We start from the raw sequence: 21633 nt of genomic DNA on the forward strand, positions 1-21633 counted from the left end.
CGAAGCGCCCCGTCACCGCGCGGGGGTAGACCTTCTGGCGGACGGCGTAGAGGGTGTCTTCAGTTTCCGCCCGCACCTTGGCCTGGGCATCGGGAGGGATGATGGTTCGAGGGTCGGCTTCGCTCATGGCTGCAAGGAACTCGCGTTGAAATGGGTCGGCACCACGGCGGATGCTGCTTCACAAAGCCGTGGCGAGTCGTTCAATCCATAACAACATCCGTGCCATCCGCACCGACCGGTGGAAATCCCCATCGATCAAGGGTTTGGCCTGGAGCGGCGCAGGCCAGGGGCGCCAGACTGGCAGTCTTTTGACAGAAACGCTGCCAAAGCTGGCAGCTTTTCCTGCCTCCAGCCCCTCCACGCTCAGTCGCGCAGCCCGCGCACGGCCAGTGCCGCCAGGGATGTCAGCGTCGCCATGCCGGTGACCGCCAACCAGCCCCACTGGGCAAACAGCAGGCTACCGGCCACCGCCCCCGCCGCCATGCCGACGAACATGCTGACCACCAGGACCGCGTTCAGGCGGCTGCGCGCACCGGGGTCGAGGCCATACACGATGCTCTGGTGGGCGATCAGCGCAGCCTGCACACCCAGGTCGAAACCTACCGTGGCGATCCCCAGCAGCACCAGTTGGACGGTCGGCGACAACTGCGTGCCGAGGCTCATCAGGCCGAAGGACAACGCCGCGAGGCCGGCCGCCAGGCGGATCACCAGCGCCGGCCCGCGACGGTCTGCCAGGTGGCCGGCCATCGGCGCGGCGAGCGCACCGGCCGCCCCCGCCAGCCCGAAAGCACCAGCGACGGCGCTCCCGAGGTGGAAAGGCGCGCCGTGCAGCATGATCGCCAGCGTGGACCAGAAGGCGCTGAAGCCCACCGACAGCAGCCCCTGGGCCAGCGCCGCGCGGCGCAGCTCCCGATGGCGGCCCAGCAGCACCGGCAGCGACGCGAGCAAGGCGCGGTAGGACAACTGCGTGGTCGGCACGAAACGCGGCAGCCAGCGCCACGAGGCCAGGCCGATCAGCCCGATGCCGACCGCCGCCGCTGCGAACATCGCCCGCCAGCCCCAAAACTCGGCCACCAGGCCGCTGACCACGCGGGACAGCAGGATGCCCATCAAGAGGCCGGTCATCACCGTGCCGACGATGCGCCCGCGGCTCTGCTCCGGCGCGAGGCTGGCTGCCGCCGGCACGAAATCCTGGGCCAGCGTAGCGGTCACGCCGATGGCCAGGCTGGCGAGGAGGAAGCCGCCGAAGTCCCCGGCCAGCCCGGCCGCCAGCAAGGCCAGTACCAGCAGCACCGACTTACCGAGAATGATGCGGCGGCGGTCATGGCGGTCACCCAGCGGCGCCAGCAGCAGGATGCCCAGGGCGTAGCCGAGCTGGGTCAGGGTCGGCACGAAGCCGGCCTCCCGCGCGCCGGCACCGAACTCGGCGGCCAGCACGCCGAGCAGCGGCTGGCTGTAATACAGGGATGCGACGGACAGGCCGGCGCCTGCGGCCAGCAGGAAGATCAACGACCGGGCCGGCCGGCGGACCTCCGACTGCGCCGGCTCGACCGACTCCGGCTTCGGCGGGACGCTCAGCGGGTCATGCGTTTTACAAATGGAAGTCATGGCAAAACTCCTGTTTCTGGGATGAACGGAGCTTGCCTGCCAAGCAATAGCAGCGGTAGTAGCCCGGAATGCAGATTTGCTATACGTTCAACGCATGAAGAAGACCCTCATCACCTCCCTCGGCGATCCCCGCGCCGATGCGCCTCCGTCCGCATCCGGAACGGGGGACCGGCTGGAACTCATCCAGACCTTCGTGCGCATCGTCGAGGCCGGCAACCTGTCGGCCGCCGCCGCCCAGCTCGGCATGACCCAGCCGACCATCAGCCGGCGCCTGCAGGCCCTGGAAAAATCCCTCGGCGTACGCCTGCTGCAGCGCTCCACCCACAGCATGCGCCTGACGGTGGACGGCGAACGCTGCTACGAGGGGGCCAAGACCCTGCTGAGCAACTGGGCCAGCTTCGAATCCGGCCTGAAAGGTGCCCGTGAGGAGCCGGAGGGCATACTGCGCGTCGTCGCCCCCCACGCCTTCGGCCAGGAACGTCTGGTCGGCCCGCTGACCGCCTACCTGCAGCGCTACCCGCGCATGAAGGTCGAGTGGCTGCTGCACGACGACAGCGCGATCCAGGACTTCATCGCCGCCGGCATCGACTGCGCGATCCAGGTCGGCGAGATCACCGACTCTTCGCTGGTCGCCATCCAGCTCGCCGAGGTGCCGCGCATCGTCGTCGCAGCACCGTCGGTGCTCGCCGGCGGCCCGATGCCCCGCGAGCCGGAGGACCTCGCCGGCCTGCCGTGGCTCGCACTGCGCACCTACTACCGGCATGAGATCACACTGCGCCACGTGACGACGGGCGAGCGCCGCGTCGTGCCGATCGAACCGCGCCTGAGTACCGACAGCCTTTACGCGCTGCGTAGCGCGGCCCTGATGGGCCTGGGTGCCGGCATCGGCTCGGCATGGGTGATGACCGAGGCGCTGGCCGACGGGCGCCTCGTACAGCTGGCGCCCGACTGGCAGGCCGCACCGCTGCCGGTCAGCCTGGTCTATCCCTACGCCTGCTTCTACCCAGCCCGCCTGCGCGGCTTCATCGACGTGATGCGCGCCGCCCTGCCCCAGGCGATTGCCGGTTGACTGCCGTGGGACAGGGCATGGCTTTCAGTGGTCCCGCCGGTTGGGTGGCACGATGTTAAGGCGCGTCAGCTTGCGATAGAAGGTGGCCCGCGACAGGCCAAGCTCCTTCGCCGACACGGTCACCTGCCACTGGTTGCGGCGCAGCACTTCCAGCATGCGCTCACGCAGGCGGGCGTCCTTCTCTTTCAGCGGCGGCGCGGGCGGCTCCGGCAAGGCCTCGCGCATGCCGAAGTCGTCCCGCGCCGCCGGGCGTGCAGACACCAGGCGCGGACCGAAGAACAGGTCCGGCGGAAAATGCGCGGTGTGCAGCAACGTGCTCTCGCAGATCGCACAGGCGTAGCGCATCGCGTGGCGCAGCTGGCGGATGTTGCCCGGCCAGCCGTGGCGGATCAGCGCATCGCGGGTCTCCGGCGCCAGGCGTAGCGCCTCCCGCCCCATCGCGCGGGCCTCTTCCACCAGCACCCGGTCGATCACCGTGCCGATGTCTTCCCGCTCGCGCAGCGGCGGAAGCACGAACACTGCACCATTCAGGCGGTAATACAGATCCTCGCGGAAGCGCCCTTCCTCGACCAGGCGCGGCAGGTTCTGGTGAGTGGCGCAGATGATATGGAGCTTCACCGGGATCGGCTGTTCGGCTCCCAGCGGCAGCACCTCGCCTTCCGCCAGCACGCGCAGCAAGCGGCTCTGCAGCACCAGCGGCATGTCGCCGATCTCGTCGAGGAACAGGGTGCCGCCATCCGACTGGACAATCTTGCCGCGGGCGCCCTTGGCCCGCGCTCCGGTGAAAGCGCCATCCCGGTAGCCGAACAACTCGCTCTCGATCAGGCTCTCTGGGATCGCCGCACAGTTGAGGGCGATGAAGGGCTGCTTGTGACGGCTGCTGCAGTCGTGGATGGCCTTGGCGAAGGCCTCCTTGCCGGTTCCCGTCTCGCCCAGCAGCATCACCGGGATGTCCCGGTTGGCCACCTTCAGCGCACGACTCACGTTGGTGCGCACCCGCGAATCGTCGGTGGCCAGGTGGCCAAAGCCGCGTACCTCGTTGCAGCCCTCTTCGTTGGTCACGCCGCTTTCCACGGCGGTCGGCGCGCGGCGCCGCGCATCGGGCACCCGCAGCAGCGCAAAGAAACGCTCGCCGCTGTCCTGCACGCGCAGGGGGATGGCCTGTCCCGGCTGGGCGTGAGCCGCCGCCAGCAGATCGGCGGCCGAACATTCAAAGAGGTCGGACACGCAGTTGATCATCCTGCCCGGTCGCTGCAGCAGTTCCTTGCGAGCCCGACGGTTGCCGCCGACGATCATGCCGGTATCGTCGAAGGCGAGCAGGTAGTCGGTCTGCACGTGCAGCAGTTCGGGGCTGCGCCCGAACTGCAATATCCAGTACTGGCGCAGGCTGTGAAACGCAAAGGCGTCCTCGATCAGGCGCGCCTTCTCGACGACCATCTGGAACACCAGCAACTGGCTGTCCCGGTTCTCCGGCGAATACAGCGCCGAGGCATCCAGCACCGCCAGCGGCTGGTCGTCGATACCGAGAATCGGCGCAGAGCTGCAAGTGAAGCCGATGTTATGGGAGCGGAAATGCTCACCCCGGTGGACCAGGATCGGCTGACCGTCCACCAAACTGGTACCAACACCGCAGGTGCCCTCGTCCATTTCCGACCAGCGCGTGCCATTGCGGAAACCCTGGGCGCGGAACTCCTTGTCCAGTTCCGGCACCGTACGGAAATCGACGGTGACGCCGGTGGCGTCGGTCAGCAGCACGCAATAACTCGACGGCCGCAATTGTTCATGCAGGCGATCCATGCCCTCCCGCGCAATACGCATGAAGGCATCCAGGCGGTCACGGTGCTCGCGCAATTCCTGCGCGGTCACCACCTGGGGCGTCGTCGCCAGCCCCGGATCGACCTGGTATTTGCTCAACGAGCGTTGCCACGAGCGCGTCAGCCGGTCCTGAGCCGGATGCCTGGGCAGCCGCGCGCCCCTCTCCACCACCTCGACCACGCGTTCCACGTGGCGGGCGATCTCACCTTGTCCCCGAATCATTTTATTTCCCCCATATATATCGGGAGTGTTTTAGGAAAAACATCCTTTGGTAACGACAAAGCGTATTCCGCTACGGCAATTAAATCAATGCTGACGTTTGTCTCCATAAATTGAGACACCTGTCTCAGTTTCTCGTCCATTTCTCGTCTCACCACCTCTCAAACGGCGCTTCATTTCTCGAACCTTTTTTCCTGCACGGCAAAACAAAAATAAAAAAATAATTTGTTTACATCGAACTACATAAAACGCATCGCACAAAACCTGCACTCGATCAGCAATTGGCACGCCCCATGCAAAAAGGATCGTAATTCGCCAACCAATTGAAGCCCAATTGTGAAACACGTCTCCCAAATCCCTCCGATCGGCATCCTGGCCAATCCCGCCTCGGGGCGGGACATCCGCCGGCTGACCAGCAAGGCGCTGGTTTTTCCGACGGTGGAAAAGGTCAACATGATCGAGCGCCTGCTCGGTGCCTTTGGTGCAGTAGGCGTACAGAAGGTCGTGATGATGCCGGACGTGGTGGGCATCACCGCCGGCCTGACCCGTGCCATCGACGGCCACCGGGCCGACCGCGGCCAGCCGTGGCCGCAGGTGGAATTCCTGCCGATGCAGCTGCGCCACGACGCCAGCGACACCGCCGAGGCGATCCGCCGCATGCGGGCCGCCGGCGTGGCGGTCATCGTGGTGCTCGGCGGCGACGGCACCCACCGCGTGGTGGCATCCGAATGCGGCGACATCCCGCTGGCAACGCTGTCGTCCGGCACCAACAACGCTTTTCCCGAACTGCGCGAAGCAACGCTGACCGGCCTCGCCGCCGGCCTGCTGGCGAGCGGCGCGGTCAGCGTCGGCGAGGCCGCGGTACCCAACAAGCAGCTGCGCGTACGCGTCGGCGAACGGGAGGAGATCGCCCTGGTGGATGTCTGCGTGACCCACCTGGACCACGTGGGCGCCCGCGCCGTGTGGGAGCCGTCGAGCATCGCCGAACTGTTCGTGAGCTTCGCCGAACCGGACGCCATCGGCCTCTCCAGCATCGCCGCGATGCTCGCCCCGGTGGGCCGCAACGACTGGCAGGGCGCGTGGGTGCAGTGCGACGGCGCCACCTCGTCGGTGCTGGCCCCCATCGCGCCAGGGCTGGTCGTGCCGGTGCCGGTGGCCGCCCACGGCCTGCTGCTGCCCGGCGAGCCCCGCCCGCTGCGTTGCTTGCGCGGCAGCCTGGCCCTCGACGGCGAACGAGAAATCGAACTCAACGGCCGCGAACCGGCCAGCGTGACCCTCGAGCTGGACGGCCCGCGCACGCTGGACGTACGCGCCACCCTCGCCGCCGCCGTCCGCCACGGCGCGCTGCGACGCCCGCTGGCCACGGAGATGCCGGCATGAGCCACCACCTTCTTCCCGCCTGCGGCCCGCCCGCAGCCCTCAACCCCGGACGGTGCCCCACGGCGCCGACCGCCACCGACCCCGGCGCGGGCAGCCCGCTCCGCACCGGAAGCACCACCCAAAAATCCACAATCTGGAGACAACCGTGACCAAGAAACTGACTCGCGATGACCTGCTGACGGCCTACCGCACCATGCGCACCATCCGCGAATTCGAAGAGCGCCTGCACACCGACTTCGCCACCGGCGAGATCCCGGGCTTCGTTCACCTTTATGCGGGCGAAGAGGCGTCCGCTACCGGCGTGTGCATGAACCTCACCAAGGACGACCACATCGCCAGTACCCACCGCGGCCACGGCCACTGCATCGCCAAGGGCGTCGATCCGGTCGGCATGATGGCCGAAATCTGGGGCCGCAAGACCGGCACCTGCAAGGGCAAGGGCGGCTCCATGCACATCGCCGACCTGTCGGTGGGCATGCTCGGCGCCAACGGCATCGTCGGCGGCGGCGGCCCGCTGGTCTGCGGCACCGCGCTGGCGGCCAAGCTGCGCGGCACCCGCAACGTCAGCGTGTGCTTCTTCGGCGACGGCGCCTCCAACCAGGGCACCATCTTCGAAGCCATGAACCTGGCCTCGGTGTGGAACCTGCCGGTGATCTTCCTGGCCGAGAACAACGGCTACGCGGAAGCCACCTCCTACAACTACTCGGTGGCCTGCGACACCATCGCCGACCGCGCCTCGGCCTTCGGCATGCCGGGCATCACGGTGGACGGCTTCGACTTCTTCGCCGTCCATGAAGCGGCCGGTGAGGCCATCGAGCGCGCCCGCAACGGCGGCGGCCCGTCCCTGGTGGAAGTGAAGCTGTCCCGCTACTACGGCCACTTCGAGGGCGACCAGCAAACCTACCGCGCCCCCGGCGAAGTGCAGAACATCCGCGACACCAAGGACTGCCTGCTGCAGTTCGCCCGCCGCGTGACCGCCAGCGGCGAACTCGCCCAGGCCGACCTGGACGCCATCGACGCCGAAGTGAAGGCCCTCATCGACGGCTCCGTGGTCAAGGCCAAGTCCGACCCGAAACCCACCGAAGCCGACCTGCTCACCGATGTGTACGTGAGCTACTGATCACGCCCGCCCAAAGAATTCAGGAGACATAAAAATGGCACGAAAGATTACCTACCAACAGGCCATCAACGAGGCTCTCGACCAGGAAATGGCCCGCGACCAGAACGTCATCGTGATGGGCGAAGACGTGGCCGGCGGCTCCGGCGCACCCGGCGAGCAGGACGCCTGGGGCGGTGTGCTCGGCGTGACCCGCGGGCTGTACGCCAAGCATCCGGGCCGCGTGATCGACACCCCGATCTCCGAGTCCGGCTACATCGGCGCGGCGGTCGGCGCGGCCTGCTGCGGCATGCGCCCGGTGGCCGAACTGATGTTCGTCGATTTCTTCGGCGTGTGCTTCGACCAAATCTTCAACCAGGCCGCCAAGTTCCGCTACATGTTCGGCGGCAAGGCCGAGACCCCGGTGGTGATCCGCGCCATGTACGGCGCCGGCTTCCGCGCCGCGGCCCAGCACTCCCAGTGCCTCTACAACATCTTCACCCACATCCCGGGCCTGAAGGTGGTACTGCCGTCCAACCCCTACGACGCCAAGGGTCTGCTGATCCAGTCGATCCGCGACAACGATCCGGTGATCTTCCTCGAGCACAAGGCCCTCTACACGATGGAAGGCGAAGTACCGGAAGAGCTCTACACCGTGCCCTTCGGCGAAGCCGCCGTGGTCCGCGAAGGCCACGACGTGACCATCGTGGCCTTCGGCCGTATGGTGCTGAAGGCCCAGGAAGCCGCCGCCGACCTGCAGAAGCAGGGCATCCACTGCGAGATCATCGACCCGCGCACCACCTCGCCGCTGGACACCGACACCATCCTCGAAAGCGTCGAGAAGACCGGCCGCCTGGTGGTCGTCGATGAATCCCACCCCCGCTGCAGCATGGCCTCCGACATCGCTGGTCTGGTCGCCGAAAAGGCCTTCGACAGCCTCAAGGCCCCGATCCGCCAGGTCACCGGCTACCACGCTCCCGTGCCGTTCAGCGACGCGCTCGAAGAGCTTTACATCCCCAGCGCGGCGAAGATCGCCGCCGCAGTCAAGAGCGTCAAGGAGTACAAGTAATGTCCAACATCCAAACCATCACCATGCCGAAGTGGGGCCTTTCCATGCAGGAGGGAAAGGTCAACGGCTGGCTCAAGCAGGTCGGTGATGCCGTCGAGCAAGGCCAGGAAATCGTCGAGGTCGAGAGCGAGAAGATCGCTGGCGCCGTCGAGGCCGCGGCCACCGGCGTGCTGCGCCGCCAGCTCGCCAATGAAGAAGACGTGCTGCCGGTGGGCGGCCTGCTTGGCGTCATCGCCGACGCTAGCGTGTCCGACGCCGACATCGACGCCTTCGTCGCCGACTTCCTTTCCAACTTCAAACCCGCCGACGGCGAGGAGGAAGACCAGGGCCCGACCACCCAGAAGATCGAGGTCAATGGCCACAAGCTGCGCTACCTCAAGCGCGGCGAAGGCGGCGAGGCAATGCTGCTGATCCACGGCTTCGGCGGCGACCTCAACAACTGGCTGTTCAACCACGAAGCCCTGGCCACCGACCGTGAGGTGTACGCCCTCGACCTGCCCGGCCACGGCGAATCCACCAAGGACGTCGGCGAGGGCAACCTGGCCGCGCTGGCCGACACCGTGGCGGCCTTCCTCGACGCAGTCGGCGTCGCCTCGGCCCACCTGGTCGGCCACTCGATGGGCGGCGCGGTGTCCCTCACCGTGGCCCTGCGCCACCCGGCCAAGGTCCGCTCGCTCAGCCTGATCGGCAGCGCCGGCCTGGGCAGCGAGATCAACACCGGCTACATCCAGGGTTTCGTCTCCGCCGCCAACCGCAACGCCCTCAAGCCGCTGCTGGCCGACCTGTTTGCCGACAGCAGCCTTGTGACCCGCCAGCTGGTGGACGACCTGCTCAAGTACAAGCGCCTGGAAGGCGTCGGCGAGGCCCTCGCCACCCTGTCCGACAACCTCTTCGCTGACGGCCACCAGAGCAGCGTGATGGCCGACCAGCTGGGCGAACTGGGCAAGCCGGTGCTGGTGATCTGGGGCGAGGAAGACCGCATCATCCCGGTCGCCCACGCCCACGCGGTGTCCGGCAAGGTGCAGGTGGAAGTGCTCGGCAACCGCGGCCACATGGTGCAGATGGAAGCCGCCAACGACGTCAATCGGGCCATCGCCCGCTTCGTCGGCTGACGGGCTCCGCCGGCGGACGGACCGCCGCCCCCCGGGTATCCCCCCGCCCCGTGGGCCGGCGCCCGCCCTGCCGTGCGGGCCGCCATCGGCCCATGAACATCGGAGTCCGGCCCGAACCGGACCGCAAGCCCCCCCCCCCAAGGAGACATCATGCCCACCGCCCACGCCACGCCCGTCAGCCTGCGCGGCGCCGACAAGCTGGCCCGCATCCCCGTGAAGGTGGACAGCCAGCGCGCCTCGCCGCCCAAGCCGCCCTGGCTGCGCGCCCGCGATCCGGGCACCGCCTCCGTGCGCGAGCTGCAGAAACTGCTGCGCGAACAGGAACTGCATACCGTCTGCGAGGAGGCCGACTGCCCGAATATCGGCGAGTGCTTCAGCCGCGGCACCGCCACCTTCATGATCATGGGCAGCATCTGCACCCGCCGCTGCCCCTACTGCGACGTGGCCCACGGCCGCCCCGCCCCGCTGGACGCGGACGAGCCGGACCGCCTGGCGCGCACCGTCGCGGCCATGAAATTGCGCTACGTGGTCATCACCTCGGTGGACCGGGACGATCTGCGCGACGGTGGCGCCGCCCACTTCGCGGCCTGCATCGCGGCGATCCGCAACACCTCACCGCAAGTGCAGATCGAGATCCTGACGCCTGACTTCCGCGGCCGCGAGGCGCTGGCCCTGGAAACCCTGGCCGACGCGCTGCCCGACGTCTTCAACCACAACCTGGAAACCGTGTCGCGCCTGTACCGGGCGGTGCGCCCCGGCGCCGACTACGCCGCGTCCCTGCGCCTGATCGCCGACATGAAGGCCCGCCACCCGGCGCTGCCCACCAAGTCCGGGCTGATGCTCGGCCTCGGCGAGACCGACGAGGAAGTCCTCGCCGCGATGCGCGACCTGCGCGCCCACCACTGCGACATCCTGACCCTCGGCCAGTACCTGCGCCCGTCCGCTTCCCACCTGCCGGTGGAACGCTACGTGCCGCCGGAGGAGTTCGAGCGCTGGCGGCACATTGCGCTGGAGCTGGGCTTCGTCGAAGTGGCCGCCGGGCCGCTGGTGCGCTCGTCCTACCGGGCCGACCAGCTGGCCGCCGGCAGCGGGCTGATCGCGGAGGGCGCAGCATGAGCATTCCGATCCGTCTCAACGGCCAGCCCCGCGAGATTCCCACCCCGTGGCGAGTTTCCGACCTGGTCATCGACCTGGGCTACGCCGGCAAGCGGGTGGCCGTCGAAGTGAACGGTCAGATCGTGCCCAAGAGTCATTACGCCCACACCCCGCTGGTCGGGCAGGACCGGGTGGAAATCGTCGTCGCAGTCGGAGGAGGCTGACATGGGAAAACCCGAAGCACATCACGTCGCAACACCGCTGGACACGCCCTTCATGATGGGCGGCCAGACCTTCCGCTCGCGCCTGCTGGTGGGCACCGGCAAGTACCGGGACTTCGCCCAGACCCGCGACGCCGTGGAGGCCAGCGGCGCGCAGATCGTCACCGTGGCAATCCGCCGCACCAACATCGGCCAGGACCCGGCCCAGCCCAGCCTGCTCGACGTGCTCGACCCGCGCCGCTACACGCTGCTGCCCAACACCGCCGGCTGCTACAGCGCGATGGAAGCGGTCCGCACCCTGCGCCTCGCCCGCGAGCTGCTGGACGGCCACGATCTGGTCAAGCTGGAAGTGCTCGGCAGCCCGGAGACCCTCTACCCCAACATGCCGGAAACGCTGAAGGCCGCCGAAGTGCTGGTGCGCGACGGCTTCCGGGTGATGGTGTATTGCTCCGACGACCCGGTACAGGCGCGCATGCTGGAGGACATCGGCTGCGTGGCGATCATGCCGCTGGCCAGCCTGATCGGCTCAGGCATGGGCATCCTCAACCCGTGGAACCTCAACCTCATCATCGACGCCGCGCGGGTGCCGGTGATCGTCGATGCCGGCGTCGGCACCGCCTCGGACGCCGCCATCGCGATGGAACTGGGCTGCGACGGCGTGCTGATGAATACCGCCATTGCCGCTGCCGGCGACCCGGTACGCATGGCCACTGCCATGCGCCTCGGCGTGGAGGCCGGTCGCCACGCCTTCCTGGCCGGCCGCATGCCGCGCCGCCTGTACCACGCCAGCGCCAGCTCGCCGCTGGAAGGCGTCATCGGGCGCTGAAGCGTCCCCGCCGCCGGCCCCACCGGTGGCGGGACAGCAGCACGCATTGGGGAACAGGCGGCACCCGCCGCGACTCGAAGGGATTTTCCCTGATTGGCGAAGCCGGCAGCGGCCGCCGACAATGCGCAGCATGAAAGCACTGAACCAGATCGCCCTGTCCATGCTCGACCTCGTCGCCGTCCGTGAAGGCGGCAGCGTGGCCGACGCCCTTGCCATCTCCCTGCGCACCGCGCGCCACGTGGAGTCCCTCGGTTTCACCCGCTACTGGCTGGCCGAACACCACAACATGGCCGGCATCGCCAGCTCGGCCACCGCCGTGCTGGTCGGCCACATTGCCGGCGGCACCTCGCGCATCCGTGTCGGTTCCGGCGGCGTGATGCTGCCCAACCACGCCCCGCTGGTGGTCGCCGAAGCCTTCGGCACGCTGGCCGAGCTCTACCCCGGACGCATCGACCTGGGCCTCGGCCGCGCCCCCGGCACCGACGGCCTGACCATGCGCGCGCTGCGCCGCGACCGTATCGAGCGGGAAGAAGACTTCCCCCGCGACGTGGCCGAATTGCAGCAACTGCTCGCCGCCCCGCAGCCCGGCCAGAAGCTCATCGCCATGCCGGGTGCCGGCACCAATGTGCCGATCTGGCTGCTCGGCTCCAGCCTGTTCTCGGCGCGCCTCGCCGCCGAGCGCGGCCTGCCCTACGCCTTCGCGTCCCACTTCGCACCACGCCTGCTGTTGCAGGCCCTCGACGTGTATCGCAGCAACTTCCGACCGTCGGAACAGCTCGCCAAGCCCTACGCTATCGTCGGCGTGCCGCTGATTGCCGCCCCCACCGACGAGGAAGCCGACTTCCTGGCCAGCAGCACCTACCGCCGCGTGCTCGGCATCCTGCGTGGCGACCGCCGCCGCCTGCAGCCGCCGGAAGAGCACTTCATGGCCAACCTGCACCCGGAAGAGCGCGCCGCCATCGGCGATTTCCTCGGCGCCGCGGTGATCGGCAGCCCGGACAGCGTGCGCACCGGCCTCAGCCGCCTGGCCGAAGCCACCGACGCCGACGAGTTCATGCTGGTCAGCGACGTCTTCGACCCGGATCTGCGCCTGCGCGCCCTCGACATCGCCGCCCAGGTCTGCAAATCTTGAGGCCCTCCCAGATCAACCGACGCCTCGCACGCCATGTCCGACTCCGTTTTTAGTGGCCTCGAACCGGCCGCCGTGTGGTCCCATTTCGCCACCCTGTGCCGCATTCCCCGTCAATCCAAAGCCGAAGACGCGCTGCGCAATCATCTGCTCGACTGGGCCCTGGGCCGCGGCCTGGCCGCCGAGGTGGACGGCGCCGGCAACCTGATCATCCGCAAGCCGGCCAGCCCCGGCCATGAGGCGGCCCCCGGCGTAGTGCTGCAGGGCCATCTGGACATGGTCTGCCAGGCCAATGCCGACACGCCCCACGACTTCTCCCGCGACCCGATCCGCCCGCGCCGTGACGGCGGCTGGTTGGTCGCCGACGGCACCACCCTCGGCGCCGACAACGGCATCGGCGTGGCCCTGATCCTCGCTGCGCTGGAGGACAAGTACCTCATCCACGGCCCCCTCGAAGCCCTGTTCACGGTGGACGAGGAAGCCGGCATGGGTGGTGCCCAGGGCCTCGCCTCCGGCGTGCTGCAGGGCCGGCTGATGCTCAACCTGGATACCGAGGACTGGGGCGAGTTCTACCTGGGCTGCGCCGGCGGCGTGGACGTGAATGTACGCCGCGCCAGCCAGCCCGCCACCGTACCGGCCGGCCACGTGCTGCGCCGGATCGCGCTGACCGGGCTGCGCGGCGGCCATTCCGGCGTAGACATCCACGAGGAGCGCGGCAACGCGATCAAACTGCTGGTGCGCGTGCTGCGCGGGCTTGAAAACCACCTGCCGCTGCGCCTCGCCAGCCTGGAGGGCGGCAGTGCCCGCAACGCGCTGCCGCGGGAAGCCCGTGCCCTCGTCGCCGTGCCGGCCGGGCGCTGCGCCGAACTGGATGCCCAGCTGGATGCCTGGCAGGCCCTGCTGCGCGACGAGCTGGCCGGCGTAGATGCCGGCATTACCCTCAGCAGCGCGCCGGCCGACGCCGACGCCGTGCTCACCGAGGCGGAACAGGCGCTGTGGCTGGCCTCCCTGCACGCTGCCCCCCACGGCGTGCGGCGCTGGAGCCTGGCCGTGCCGGGCGTCGTCGAAACCTCCAACAACCTGGGCGTGGTGTCGATCACCCCCACGGAAGGGAGCGCCAACTTCATGGTGCGCTCCCTGCGCGACAGCGGCAGCACCGCGCTGGCGGAGGAGATCGTCAGCCTGCTCGCGCTGTCCGGCACCCCCGCCGAAGTCTCCGGCCACTATCCGGGATGGACGCCGAATCCATCCTCACCGCTGCTGGCCCTGTGCCAGGCGGCCTATGCGCGGGAGTTCGGCGGCGAATCGCAGGTCAAGGTGATCCACGCCGGGCTGGAGTGCGGCATCATCGGCGCCAAGTATCCTGGGATGGATACGGTCTCCTTCGGGCCGACGATCCGCGGTGCCCACGCGCCCGGCGAACGTGTCGACATCGACTCCGTCGGCCGCGCCTGGCAGTTGTTCACCGCCATCCTCGCTGACATCGCCCGCAGCCCGCGATGACCCCGGACGATCTGCAGGCGCTGGTCGAGTATGTGATGCCCTTCGGCAAATACAAGGGACGCGTGCTGGCCGACCTGCCGGGCAACTACCTCGCCTGGTTCGCCCGCCAGGGCTTTCCACCCGGACGGCTGGGCCAGCTGCTGGCGCTGATGCTGGAACTCGACCACAACGGGCTCAAACCACTGCTGACGCCGCTACGCCGCAGACCGCCTCAAGCATAAAAAAGCCGGCCCCTCATGGGACCGGCTTTTTTGCGACCAGGATGGCAGCCGTTAGCGCGCCATCAGGCAGCGACTCAGTCGCCGCCCGGCTCCATCTGCGACTGCAGGTAGTTGGGCAGGGTCACATTGTCGATCAGCGACAGCTGGGTTTCCAGCCAGTCGATAGCCTCCTCACAGGCCTCCAGCAGCTCCTGCAGCAGGTCGCGGCTGACGTAGTCGGCGTGGGCCTCGCACAGGGCAACGGCATCCACCAGCAGCGGGTGCTGCACGTCCTTCTCGTACTTCAGGTCGCCTTCCAGGCATTCCTTGACGTTCTCGCCGATCAGCAGCTTGCCCAGGTTCTGCAGATTCGGCAGGCCTTCCAGAAAGAGAATACGCTCGATGAGCTCGTCCGCTTCCTTCATCACCCGGATCGACTGCTTGTAGTTGTAGTCGTTGAGCTTCTCGAAGCCCCAGTTGCGGAACATGCGGGCGTGCAGGAAGTACTGGTTGATAGAGGTCAGCTCGTTGGTGAGCGCCTTGTTGAGGATGTCGATGACCTTCTTTTCGCCTTTCATCGCAGACCTTTCTTATTCGTTGGGGTGGCCAGGCTTCATCTGGCTTTGCAGGTAGTTCGGCAGGCCGATCGCCTCGAGCAGGCGGAGCTGCTTTTCCAGATAGTAGGCGTGGTCCATCTCGGTGTCCTCGAGCTGAACCAGCAGCATGTCGCGCGTCACGTAGTCCTGGGCCTTCTCACAGGCCGCAATGGCCTTCTTGAGTTCGCCGACCACGTGGTATTCCAGGGCCAGATCGGCCTCCAGCATCTCCTTCACGCCCTTGCCGACCTTGATCGGGCTGCGCTTGTCCACACAGGCCGTGCCTTCCAGGAACTGGATGCGCTGAATCAGCGCGCGGGCGTGCTGGCGCTCGTGGTCGGACTCGTGCAGCGCCTTCTCGGACAGGTGTCCATAACCCATGTCCGAATACATTTCACCGTGGATCAAATACTGATCGACTGCCGCCAGCTCTCCCGCCAGCAAGTCGTTGAGAATGCCGATGATCTTCTTGTCGCCTTTCATGGGAGACTCCTTTTTATTCCAGCTTTTCAGGCTGGCATGGAAAACACGGAGAATCAAGCCTGGCCTGGGAATATGCGGATTTGGCGGATGCCTATCGCCGCGGCTCCGGCGCAGGGCACAATGGCGGAAGTCCAGGCTAGAGACCACCACACCGGCGCCGGCTCCATATGCATAACCCCGTCCGCGCACAGTCCTCATGAAACCCTTCGCGTTGGTGCTGATCCTCGTCGCGCTCGGCGGCTGCGATGCGCCGCCCGTGCCCGGCGGCCCACGCTACGCGGAGGCGCCGCAAGGCAGCAGCACGCCGGTGCTGCGTTTCGCCATCCACCCCCTGCACAACCCGCAGAAACTCGCCTCGGCCTACCAGCCGCTGATCGACCACCTCAACCGCCAGCTGAGCGGCGTGCAGCTGGAACTGGAGGCGTCCCGCGACTACGCCGAATTCGAGCGAAAGCTCCGGCAGCGCGGTCCGGACTTCCTGCTGCCCAATCCCTGGCAAACCCTGGAAGCCGGCAAGGTGGGTTATCACGTGCTGGCGATGGCCGGTGAAGCCTCCGACTTCAAGGGCCTGATCCTGGTCCGGCGGGACAGCCGCATCGGGCAGATCAGCGACCTCAAGGGCAAGCCCATCAGCTATCCCTCGCCCACGGCGTTGGCGGCTTGCATCATGCCCCAGTGGTTTTTCCGCTCCAACGGCCTGGACGTCACGCGGGATCTGGACAACCGCTACGTCGGCTCGCAGGAGTCATCGATCCTGAACGTCTATCTCGGCCAGACGAGCGCCGGCGCCACCTGGCCGCCGCCGTGGCGCGCCTTCCAGAAGGACCACCCGCGGGAGGCCGCCGAACTGCGCGTGGCGTGGGAAACCCCGTCCCTCATCAACAACTCGGTAATGGCCCGCGACGACGTGCCGGAGGCCATCGTCGCCACCGTGCGCCGCACGCTGCTGGAGCTGGAGGGCAGCGCGGCGGGACGCGAGATCCTGGCCGGCATGGAAACCGCCCGCTTCCGGCCGGCCGGGGACAAGGACTACGACCGAGTGCGGCAATTCATCGCCGAGTTCGAAGCCAAGGTCCGCAAGGTCGAGGACCGCCGCTGATGGGCATGCCCGCACGCAAGAGCCTGTTCGGCAGCCTGCGCCGCCAGCTGATCGCCGGCGTCGCTGCGTCCATCGCACTGCTCACCGTCGCCTTCGTGTTCTTCCTGACCTACTGGCAACAGCAGTTCCTGCTCGAGCGCCAGGAGGAACACGCCCTCGGGCTGGCGCGAACCCTCGCCACCTCGTCGGCGGTGTGGCTGGAGGCGCGCGACGCCGCCGGCCTGCAGGAGCTGGTGACGGCCCAGCAGCGCTACAAGTCGCTGGAATTCGCGATGGTCACCGATGGGCGCGGCCAGATCCTCGCCCATACCGACCGTCTGCGCATCGGCCAGTACCTGGCCGATCTCCCACGGGAGGCCAACGAAACCCTGCTGTCCCGGCACATCGCGCTCACCGACGCGGCCATCCCGGTGATGCTCAACCAACGCCCCATCGGCTGGGTGCGCGTGGGCGTCGATGAGTCCGACATCGAGGCCCGCCTGACCACCATCCGCCATTCCGGCCTGCTCTTCGCAGTGCTGGCGATCGCTCTGACCACGCTGTTCTCTATCTGGCTCGGCACCCGCCTCACCCGCCGGCTCGGCGCGCTGAGCGCGGCCATGAGCCGCGTCGAAGGTGGCGACGCGGAAGTCCGCGTCAGCCTCACCGGCGCCGACGAAGCCGCTTACCTGGCCCATGCCTTCAACCGCATGCAGGACGCCCTCGCCGAGCGCGACGAACTGCGCCGCCGGGCCGAAACCGCGCTGCAGGACTACCGGGAGCATCTGGAGGAACAGGTGGCCGAGCGTACTGCCGCGCTGTCCCAGGCCCGCGACGAGGCGCAGGCGGCCAACGTCGCCAAGAGCGTGTTCCTGGCCAACATGTCCCACGAGATCCGCACGCCGATGAACGCGATCATCGGCCTCAACCACATCGTCCGCCACGCCGAACAAGACCCGCAACAGGTCGAGCGGCTCGACAAGATGCAGCAGGCCGCCCACCACCTGCTGGGCATCATCAACGACATTCTGGACTTCTCGAAGATCGAGGCCGGCAAGGTGAGCCTGGAGCTCGATGACATGGAGGTCGGCGCCCTCGCCCGGGAACTGTTCGACATGATCGGCGAACGGGCCGCCGCCAAGCAGCTCGTCCTCGAGCGCGACATCGATCCAGCCCTGCCCGCCTGGCTGCGGGCCGACCGCCTCAAGCTGATCCAGGTGCTGCTCAACCTGGCCAGCAACGCGGTGAAGTTCACCGAACACGGCCGCATCCTGTTCCGCCTCCGCCTGATGGGCACCGACGGCGACACGCTCCGGGTGCGCTTCGAGGTCAGCGACACCGGCATCGGCATCGCCGACGAGCAGCGCGAGCGCGTCTTCAAGGCCTTCCAGCAGGCCGACAGCTCGACCACGCGCAAGTACGGCGGCACAGGCCTGGGGCTGGTCATCAGCCGCAAGCTGGTCGAACTGATGGGCGGCAGCCTCGCCGTAGACAGCGTCCTCGGCGAGGGCAGCACCTTCTGGTTCGAGCTGCCGCTGCAACGCTGCCCGGCCGGAACACAGCCAGCCGCCGCCACGACTGAAAACCGCCCTCCCCCCACAGGCAGCCTTGCGCCTGCCGGGACATCAGCCGATCTCGGCCGCCTGCGCGGCAAGCGCATCCTGCTGGCCGAAGACAACCCGACCAACCAGGAAGTCGCGCTGGCCCTGCTGACCGAGCCGGGCATGCAGGTGGACGTGGCCAGTGACGGCCACGAGGCGCTGGCCCTCGCCACCGTCACCGCCTACGACCTGATCCTGATGGACATGCAGATGCCGAACATGGACGGCCTGGCGGCCACCCGCGCGATCCGCCAGCTACCGGGCCGGCAGATGGTGCCGATCCTGGCGATGACCGCCAATGCCTTCAAGGACGACCGCCAGCGCTGCCTCGCCGCCGGCATGAACGACCACATCGCCAAGCCGGTCGATCCCGAACGCCTGTACCGCACCGTGCTGGAATGGCTGCCAGGACAGCAGGAAACCCTCAAGCCGGCGCAGGAAGCCACCACCCCGACCGCGGCGGAAAACGGTAACGGCGACCTGCGCACACAGCTCGAAGCCATCGCCGGACTCGACGTGGCCGCCGGGCTGCACATCGTCCGCAACCGCCTGCCGACCTACCTGCGCATCCTGCACATCTTCCTGCGTACCGAGGACGACGCCGCAGCGCAGATCCTTGCCGCCCTCATCGGGGGGCGATTCGACGAAGCCTACGAACGCGCCCACACGCTGAAGGGTGCCGCCGGCAACATCGGCGCGATAGCGGTGTACCACCTGGCCGACCGGATCTGCCAGGCCATCAAGCACGGCGCGGCCGATGGGCCCGAGCAGGCCCGCCGCGCCGCCGATGAACTCACCCGCGAACTGCCGCCGCTGATCACTGCGCTGCGGGCGCGGATCGGCGACGACTGAGCGCGGGCCGCGCTCAGAACTTCAGCGTCAGCCCCGCGTACAGCGAACGCCCCATGCCCGGCACACCGATGCCATAGGGCGCGCCGGCCCCATTGAGGGCCATCGTCGTGCCCTGGCCGATGTAGGCGCCGCCGAGCGGCAGGGTGTATTGCTTGTTGAAAGCGTTGTCGAGGCCCACATCGACGCGGTAATGCTTCCGGTCATAACTGCTGCGCAGGTTGAGCAGACCATAGCCGGCGGTGCGGATCTCGTTGCGCACCTGGGACACGTCGTCCTTGGCCTTCACGAAGACGCCTTCTACCGTATTGATCCACCCGTTCAGCCGGTGCTCGAAGGTGAGCCGGGCGTTGAGGGGCATGATGTTGTACAGGTGGTCGTCGGTCCGCGCGTCCTTGCCGCGCACATAGCCCACCACCGCCTTGCCGGTGACACTGCCGAAACCCGCGCCCTCGGCCAGCAGCGCCTGGCCGGACAGGTCGATACCGGCGATGCGCGCATCGGTATTGACCAGCTGCAGGTAGTTGAAGCGCTGCGCCGTGCACGTCGTCCGGCAGCGCGCATCGATATAGTTGTCGATATAGGAATAATACGGCGTGAGTTTGAACGCCCACCGCTGACTCTCCGCATCGCGGAAGTCGGCACTCACACTCACCGTATGCGCCACTTCCGGTTTCAGTTCAACATCGCCCACGTAGCCGTTGCCGTCGTTGAGCCAGTTGTTCATGGTCATCGCCATGCCGTTGGTGGACCACGTATAGCGCTCGTAGAGGCTCGGCGAACGGGTCTTGCGCGAATAGCCGCCCTCAAAGACGCGCCCCACGGCGGGCGTGAAGCGCAGCATCAGCGTCGCGTCCACGTTGTCGTCGGTCTTGCGGCGGTCGACGGCGTTGAAGCGTGCCGCATCGGTGGCGTAGCCCGCCATCGTGTTGTAGCCCTGCACCGCGCCGGCATTCATACGCATGGTGCTGCTGCGCACACCGGCCAGCGAGGTCCACCGCGGCGTCCACTGCGCCTCCCATTCGCCATACAGGTCGAAACGGTCACGCTGGCCATCATTGATGTTCCAGAAGGTGTTTGGCGACATCATCATCGAGTTGGCTACCGGCAACCACCAGTCGTCCAGGCGATAGCGCTGGTATTCCGTGCCGATGCGCAGCGTATCGCGCTCGTTGAGGTTGATCTCGGCCTTCAGCTGCGCGCCGATGGTGTTGCCCTTGGTGTCCATCGGCATACCGGCCACATTCTTCGCGGCGCCATACCAGTAAAGCTTGTCCTTGCCGAAATCCATCTGGTGGCGGGTCTGCTCCTGATAGATCCGCCCCTGCAGGCTGCCCCACTCGAAAGTCCCGCTGTAATTGAAGGCGAAGCGGGCACTCTTGTTGTCGGTCATGTCCATGTGCTGGTTCGGGAATCCCTGATAGGGAATGTGCTGCACCCCGGCCTTCACTTCAAACAGATGATTGCCATTGCGCAGCGCCACATCCAGCGCCTGGTTGATCGACTTGTAGGCCGACGAGGCGACCTCGTCGCCGGCGATCCAGTGATCTCCCACCCGAGTATTGAGCGCCGTCGTCCCGCTCTTGAACGCCTTGGCCGAACGGTAATTGCGCGACTCCGCCTCCGAGCCGGCGTAGGTGACGCTGAGGTTCTCGCTGGCCCAGGTCGCCGTCGCATTGAAGCCGTGCGCATCGCCGTTGGAACGGTAGAACGCGCCGAGCTCGCCGGTCGCCAGATTGCCCTCACCCGCCGCCGCAAAGCGCGGCGCACGGGAATCGACGACCACCGTCGCACCGATGCTGTCGCCGCCCAGGCTCACCGGCCGCACGCCGGAATAAACCTTGATCTCGCCGATGCGCGTCGGGTCGATATAGGACAGTGGGGGATTCATGTGATTACCGCACGCCGAAATCAGGTCCATGCCATCCACCTGAATGCGATTGCGGTCGTCCGCCAGCCCCTGGATGACCGGCAAGCTCGACACCCCACCCGCCGTCGACATCGCCGCCCCCGGCACGCCCAGCAGCAACGCCGCCGAATCGCTGGTCGCGGCACGCTGGCGCGCGATCCACGAACGCTCTACCCCCTGCTTGCCATTCACGGGCTCAACGCGCGATGCCGACACCGCCACCTCCGACAACTCCGCCGGCCCATCCGCCGCCCAAACAACCGGAACGGAAACCAGGGGGAACAACGAGGCAATGATCAGGGCAAGCCGGGAGGGCACGGGCGCGATACGTCGCATTGGGACTTCCTTATCCACTCAATTTGGTCAGGCCCGGATTCTCTTACCTCACGAAATGATTGCCGATGCGACAAGATGCCGCAGCAAGACGTTGGCATTAGTCTTCAATGGCGTCGCATGGGCGCATGTTTGACCGTGCTGATGTCATGTTGACGGCGGTGAATCGAATGCAGGCCGGTGAACGAACATCGTGCACGGGGCAACATGTCATGTTGCGGCATCAACATTCAATATTGAGCACGCACCATGCAATATCGCTACCGCAATATTTGATGTTCACCCCGCGACATCTTCCGTGCACGCAGCAAGATGCTGACGGAGCAATGCAACATGGCTTGTTCACTGCTCACGCCCATATCTGCGCGCAGCAGCATTGCATCACAACCCGTGCCCAGTTGATCAGCTCATTGTCGCAAGGCCATGCGCGGCCCGAACAACT

At 67.2% G+C, this 21633-nt stretch carries 18 protein-coding genes; 13 read left to right on the plus strand and 5 right to left on the minus strand.

Annotated elements, in window-relative coordinates:
- Positions 1-363: 363 nt before the first annotated feature.
- Complete coding sequence (locus ACE3RX_RS21170) at positions 364-1608, minus strand: MFS transporter (RefSeq protein ID WP_374486953.1); 1245 nt, start codon at positions 1606-1608, stop codon at positions 364-366.
- A 94-nt stretch (positions 1609-1702) separates the two neighbouring features.
- Here ACE3RX_RS21170 and ACE3RX_RS21175 point away from each other — a divergent pair, with 94 nt between their 5' ends.
- A complete protein-coding gene (locus ACE3RX_RS21175) occupies positions 1703-2677 on the plus strand; it encodes a LysR family transcriptional regulator (RefSeq protein WP_374486954.1) in 975 nt (324 codons plus the stop codon).
- A 24-nt stretch (positions 2678-2701) separates the two neighbouring features.
- Here the strand turns inward: ACE3RX_RS21175 and ACE3RX_RS21180 are convergent, their stop codons facing one another.
- Positions 2702-4714 carry a sigma-54-dependent Fis family transcriptional regulator gene (locus ACE3RX_RS21180; protein ID WP_374486955.1) on the minus strand — a complete coding sequence of 671 codons (2013 nt, stop codon included), beginning with the start codon at positions 4712-4714 and terminating at the stop codon, positions 2702-2704.
- Between the two features lie 333 nt (positions 4715-5047).
- Here ACE3RX_RS21180 and ACE3RX_RS21185 point away from each other — a divergent pair, with 333 nt between their 5' ends.
- The 10 genes from ACE3RX_RS21185 to ACE3RX_RS21230 all read left to right on the plus strand — a co-directional run bounded on the left by ACE3RX_RS21185 (position 5048) and on the right by ACE3RX_RS21230 (position 14363).
- The gene (locus ACE3RX_RS21185) at positions 5048-6091 is read left to right on the plus strand and encodes an ATP-NAD kinase family protein (protein WP_374486956.1); all 1044 of its coding nucleotides are present in this window, start codon (positions 5048-5050) and stop codon (positions 6089-6091) included.
- A gap of 145 nt (positions 6092-6236) precedes the next feature.
- Positions 6237-7211, plus strand: a complete 975-nt coding sequence (locus tag ACE3RX_RS21190; RefSeq protein WP_374486957.1) for a thiamine pyrophosphate-dependent dehydrogenase E1 component subunit alpha — start codon at positions 6237-6239, stop codon at positions 7209-7211.
- 34 nt (positions 7212-7245) lie between these two features.
- Positions 7246-8256, plus strand: a complete 1011-nt coding sequence (locus ACE3RX_RS21195; protein WP_374486958.1) for an alpha-ketoacid dehydrogenase subunit beta — start codon at positions 7246-7248, stop codon at positions 8254-8256.
- Positions 8256-9368: an acetoin dehydrogenase dihydrolipoyllysine-residue acetyltransferase subunit gene (locus ACE3RX_RS21200; protein ID WP_374486959.1), complete on the plus strand. Its 1113-nt coding sequence runs from the start codon at positions 8256-8258 to the stop codon at positions 9366-9368. Before ACE3RX_RS21195 ends, ACE3RX_RS21200 begins: the two co-directional genes overlap by 1 nt.
- A gap of 150 nt (positions 9369-9518) precedes the next feature.
- Positions 9519-10484, plus strand: a complete 966-nt coding sequence (gene lipA, locus ACE3RX_RS21205; protein WP_374486960.1) for a lipoyl synthase — start codon at positions 9519-9521, stop codon at positions 10482-10484.
- Positions 10481-10687 (plus strand): sulfur carrier protein ThiS, encoded by a 207-nt coding sequence (gene thiS, locus ACE3RX_RS21210; protein ID WP_374486961.1) that lies wholly within the window; start codon positions 10481-10483, stop codon positions 10685-10687. The genes lipA and thiS overlap by 4 nt, the downstream gene beginning before the upstream one ends.
- Before the next feature lie 52 nt (positions 10688-10739).
- Positions 10740-11510 carry a thiazole synthase gene (locus ACE3RX_RS21215; RefSeq protein WP_374486980.1) on the plus strand — a complete coding sequence of 257 codons (771 nt, stop codon included), beginning with the start codon at positions 10740-10742 and terminating at the stop codon, positions 11508-11510.
- 130 nt (positions 11511-11640) lie between these two features.
- Complete coding sequence (locus ACE3RX_RS21220) at positions 11641-12642, plus strand: LLM class flavin-dependent oxidoreductase (protein WP_374486962.1); 1002 nt, start codon at positions 11641-11643, stop codon at positions 12640-12642.
- A 33-nt stretch (positions 12643-12675) separates the two neighbouring features.
- Entirely contained in the window at positions 12676-14142 is a 1467-nt protein-coding gene (locus tag ACE3RX_RS21225) for an aminoacyl-histidine dipeptidase (RefSeq protein ID WP_374486963.1), read from the plus strand.
- Positions 14139-14363, plus strand: a complete 225-nt coding sequence (locus tag ACE3RX_RS21230; protein ID WP_374486964.1) for a DUF3820 family protein — start codon at positions 14139-14141, stop codon at positions 14361-14363. The genes ACE3RX_RS21225 and ACE3RX_RS21230 overlap by 4 nt, the downstream gene beginning before the upstream one ends.
- A gap of 74 nt (positions 14364-14437) precedes the next feature.
- Here ACE3RX_RS21230 and bfr (ACE3RX_RS21235) read toward each other — a convergent pair whose 3' ends face one another.
- Positions 14438-14920: a bacterioferritin gene (gene bfr / locus ACE3RX_RS21235; protein ID WP_374486965.1), complete on the minus strand. Its 483-nt coding sequence runs from the start codon at positions 14918-14920 to the stop codon at positions 14438-14440.
- Between the two features lie 12 nt (positions 14921-14932).
- Positions 14933-15421: a bacterioferritin gene (bfr, locus tag ACE3RX_RS21240; RefSeq protein ID WP_374486966.1), complete on the minus strand. Its 489-nt coding sequence runs from the start codon at positions 15419-15421 to the stop codon at positions 14933-14935.
- A 196-nt stretch (positions 15422-15617) separates the two neighbouring features.
- On the opposite strand from bfr (ACE3RX_RS21240), the gene ACE3RX_RS21245 reads away from it, so the two are divergent.
- Both ACE3RX_RS21245 and ACE3RX_RS21250 read left to right on the plus strand, forming a co-directional pair.
- The gene (locus ACE3RX_RS21245; protein ID WP_374486967.1) at positions 15618-16520 is read left to right on the plus strand and encodes a phosphate/phosphite/phosphonate ABC transporter substrate-binding protein; all 903 of its coding nucleotides are present in this window, start codon (positions 15618-15620) and stop codon (positions 16518-16520) included.
- Positions 16520-18952 (plus strand): ATP-binding protein, encoded by a 2433-nt coding sequence (locus ACE3RX_RS21250; RefSeq protein WP_374486968.1) that lies wholly within the window; start codon positions 16520-16522, stop codon positions 18950-18952. Before ACE3RX_RS21245 ends, ACE3RX_RS21250 begins: the two co-directional genes overlap by 1 nt.
- Before the next feature lie 13 nt (positions 18953-18965).
- On the opposite strand, the gene ACE3RX_RS21255 is transcribed toward ACE3RX_RS21250, so the two are convergent.
- Positions 18966-21194 (minus strand): TonB-dependent receptor, encoded by a 2229-nt coding sequence (locus ACE3RX_RS21255; protein WP_374486969.1) that lies wholly within the window; start codon positions 21192-21194, stop codon positions 18966-18968.
- Positions 21195-21633: the final 439 nt, after the last annotated feature.

The organism is Zoogloea sp., from assembly GCF_041914405.1.
GTDB lineage: Bacteria > Pseudomonadota > Gammaproteobacteria > Burkholderiales > Rhodocyclaceae > Zoogloea.

Excerpts from the sequence above, each read along its gene's own strand:
- ACE3RX_RS21170 (WP_374486953.1), bottom strand. The coding sequence starts at position 1,608 with ATGACTTCCATTTGTAAAACGCATGACCCGCTGAGCGTCCCGCCGAAG.
- ACE3RX_RS21175 (WP_374486954.1), top strand. The coding sequence starts at position 1,703 with ATGAAGAAGACCCTCATCACCTCCCTCGGCGATCCCCGCGCCGATGCG.
- ACE3RX_RS21180 (WP_374486955.1), bottom strand. The coding sequence starts at position 4,714 with ATGATTCGGGGACAAGGTGAGATCGCCCGCCACGTGGAACGCGTGGTC.
- ACE3RX_RS21195 (WP_374486958.1), top strand. The coding sequence starts at position 7,246 with ATGGCACGAAAGATTACCTACCAACAGGCCATCAACGAGGCTCTCGAC.
- ACE3RX_RS21200 (WP_374486959.1), top strand. The coding sequence starts at position 8,256 with ATGTCCAACATCCAAACCATCACCATGCCGAAGTGGGGCCTTTCCATG.
- lipA (WP_374486960.1), top strand. The coding sequence starts at position 9,519 with ATGCCCACCGCCCACGCCACGCCCGTCAGCCTGCGCGGCGCCGACAAG.
- thiS (WP_374486961.1), top strand. The coding sequence starts at position 10,481 with ATGAGCATTCCGATCCGTCTCAACGGCCAGCCCCGCGAGATTCCCACC.
- ACE3RX_RS21215 (WP_374486980.1), top strand. The coding sequence starts at position 10,740 with ATGATGGGCGGCCAGACCTTCCGCTCGCGCCTGCTGGTGGGCACCGGC.
- ACE3RX_RS21220 (WP_374486962.1), top strand. The coding sequence starts at position 11,641 with ATGAAAGCACTGAACCAGATCGCCCTGTCCATGCTCGACCTCGTCGCC.
- ACE3RX_RS21225 (WP_374486963.1), top strand. The coding sequence starts at position 12,676 with ATGTCCGACTCCGTTTTTAGTGGCCTCGAACCGGCCGCCGTGTGGTCC.
- ACE3RX_RS21230 (WP_374486964.1), top strand. The coding sequence starts at position 14,139 with ATGACCCCGGACGATCTGCAGGCGCTGGTCGAGTATGTGATGCCCTTC.
- bfr (WP_374486965.1), bottom strand. The coding sequence starts at position 14,920 with ATGAAAGGCGAAAAGAAGGTCATCGACATCCTCAACAAGGCGCTCACC.
- bfr (WP_374486966.1), bottom strand. The coding sequence starts at position 15,421 with ATGAAAGGCGACAAGAAGATCATCGGCATTCTCAACGACTTGCTGGCG.
- ACE3RX_RS21245 (WP_374486967.1), top strand. The coding sequence starts at position 15,618 with ATGAAACCCTTCGCGTTGGTGCTGATCCTCGTCGCGCTCGGCGGCTGC.
- ACE3RX_RS21250 (WP_374486968.1), top strand. The coding sequence starts at position 16,520 with ATGGGCATGCCCGCACGCAAGAGCCTGTTCGGCAGCCTGCGCCGCCAG.
- ACE3RX_RS21255 (WP_374486969.1), bottom strand. The coding sequence starts at position 21,194 with ATGCGACGTATCGCGCCCGTGCCCTCCCGGCTTGCCCTGATCATTGCC.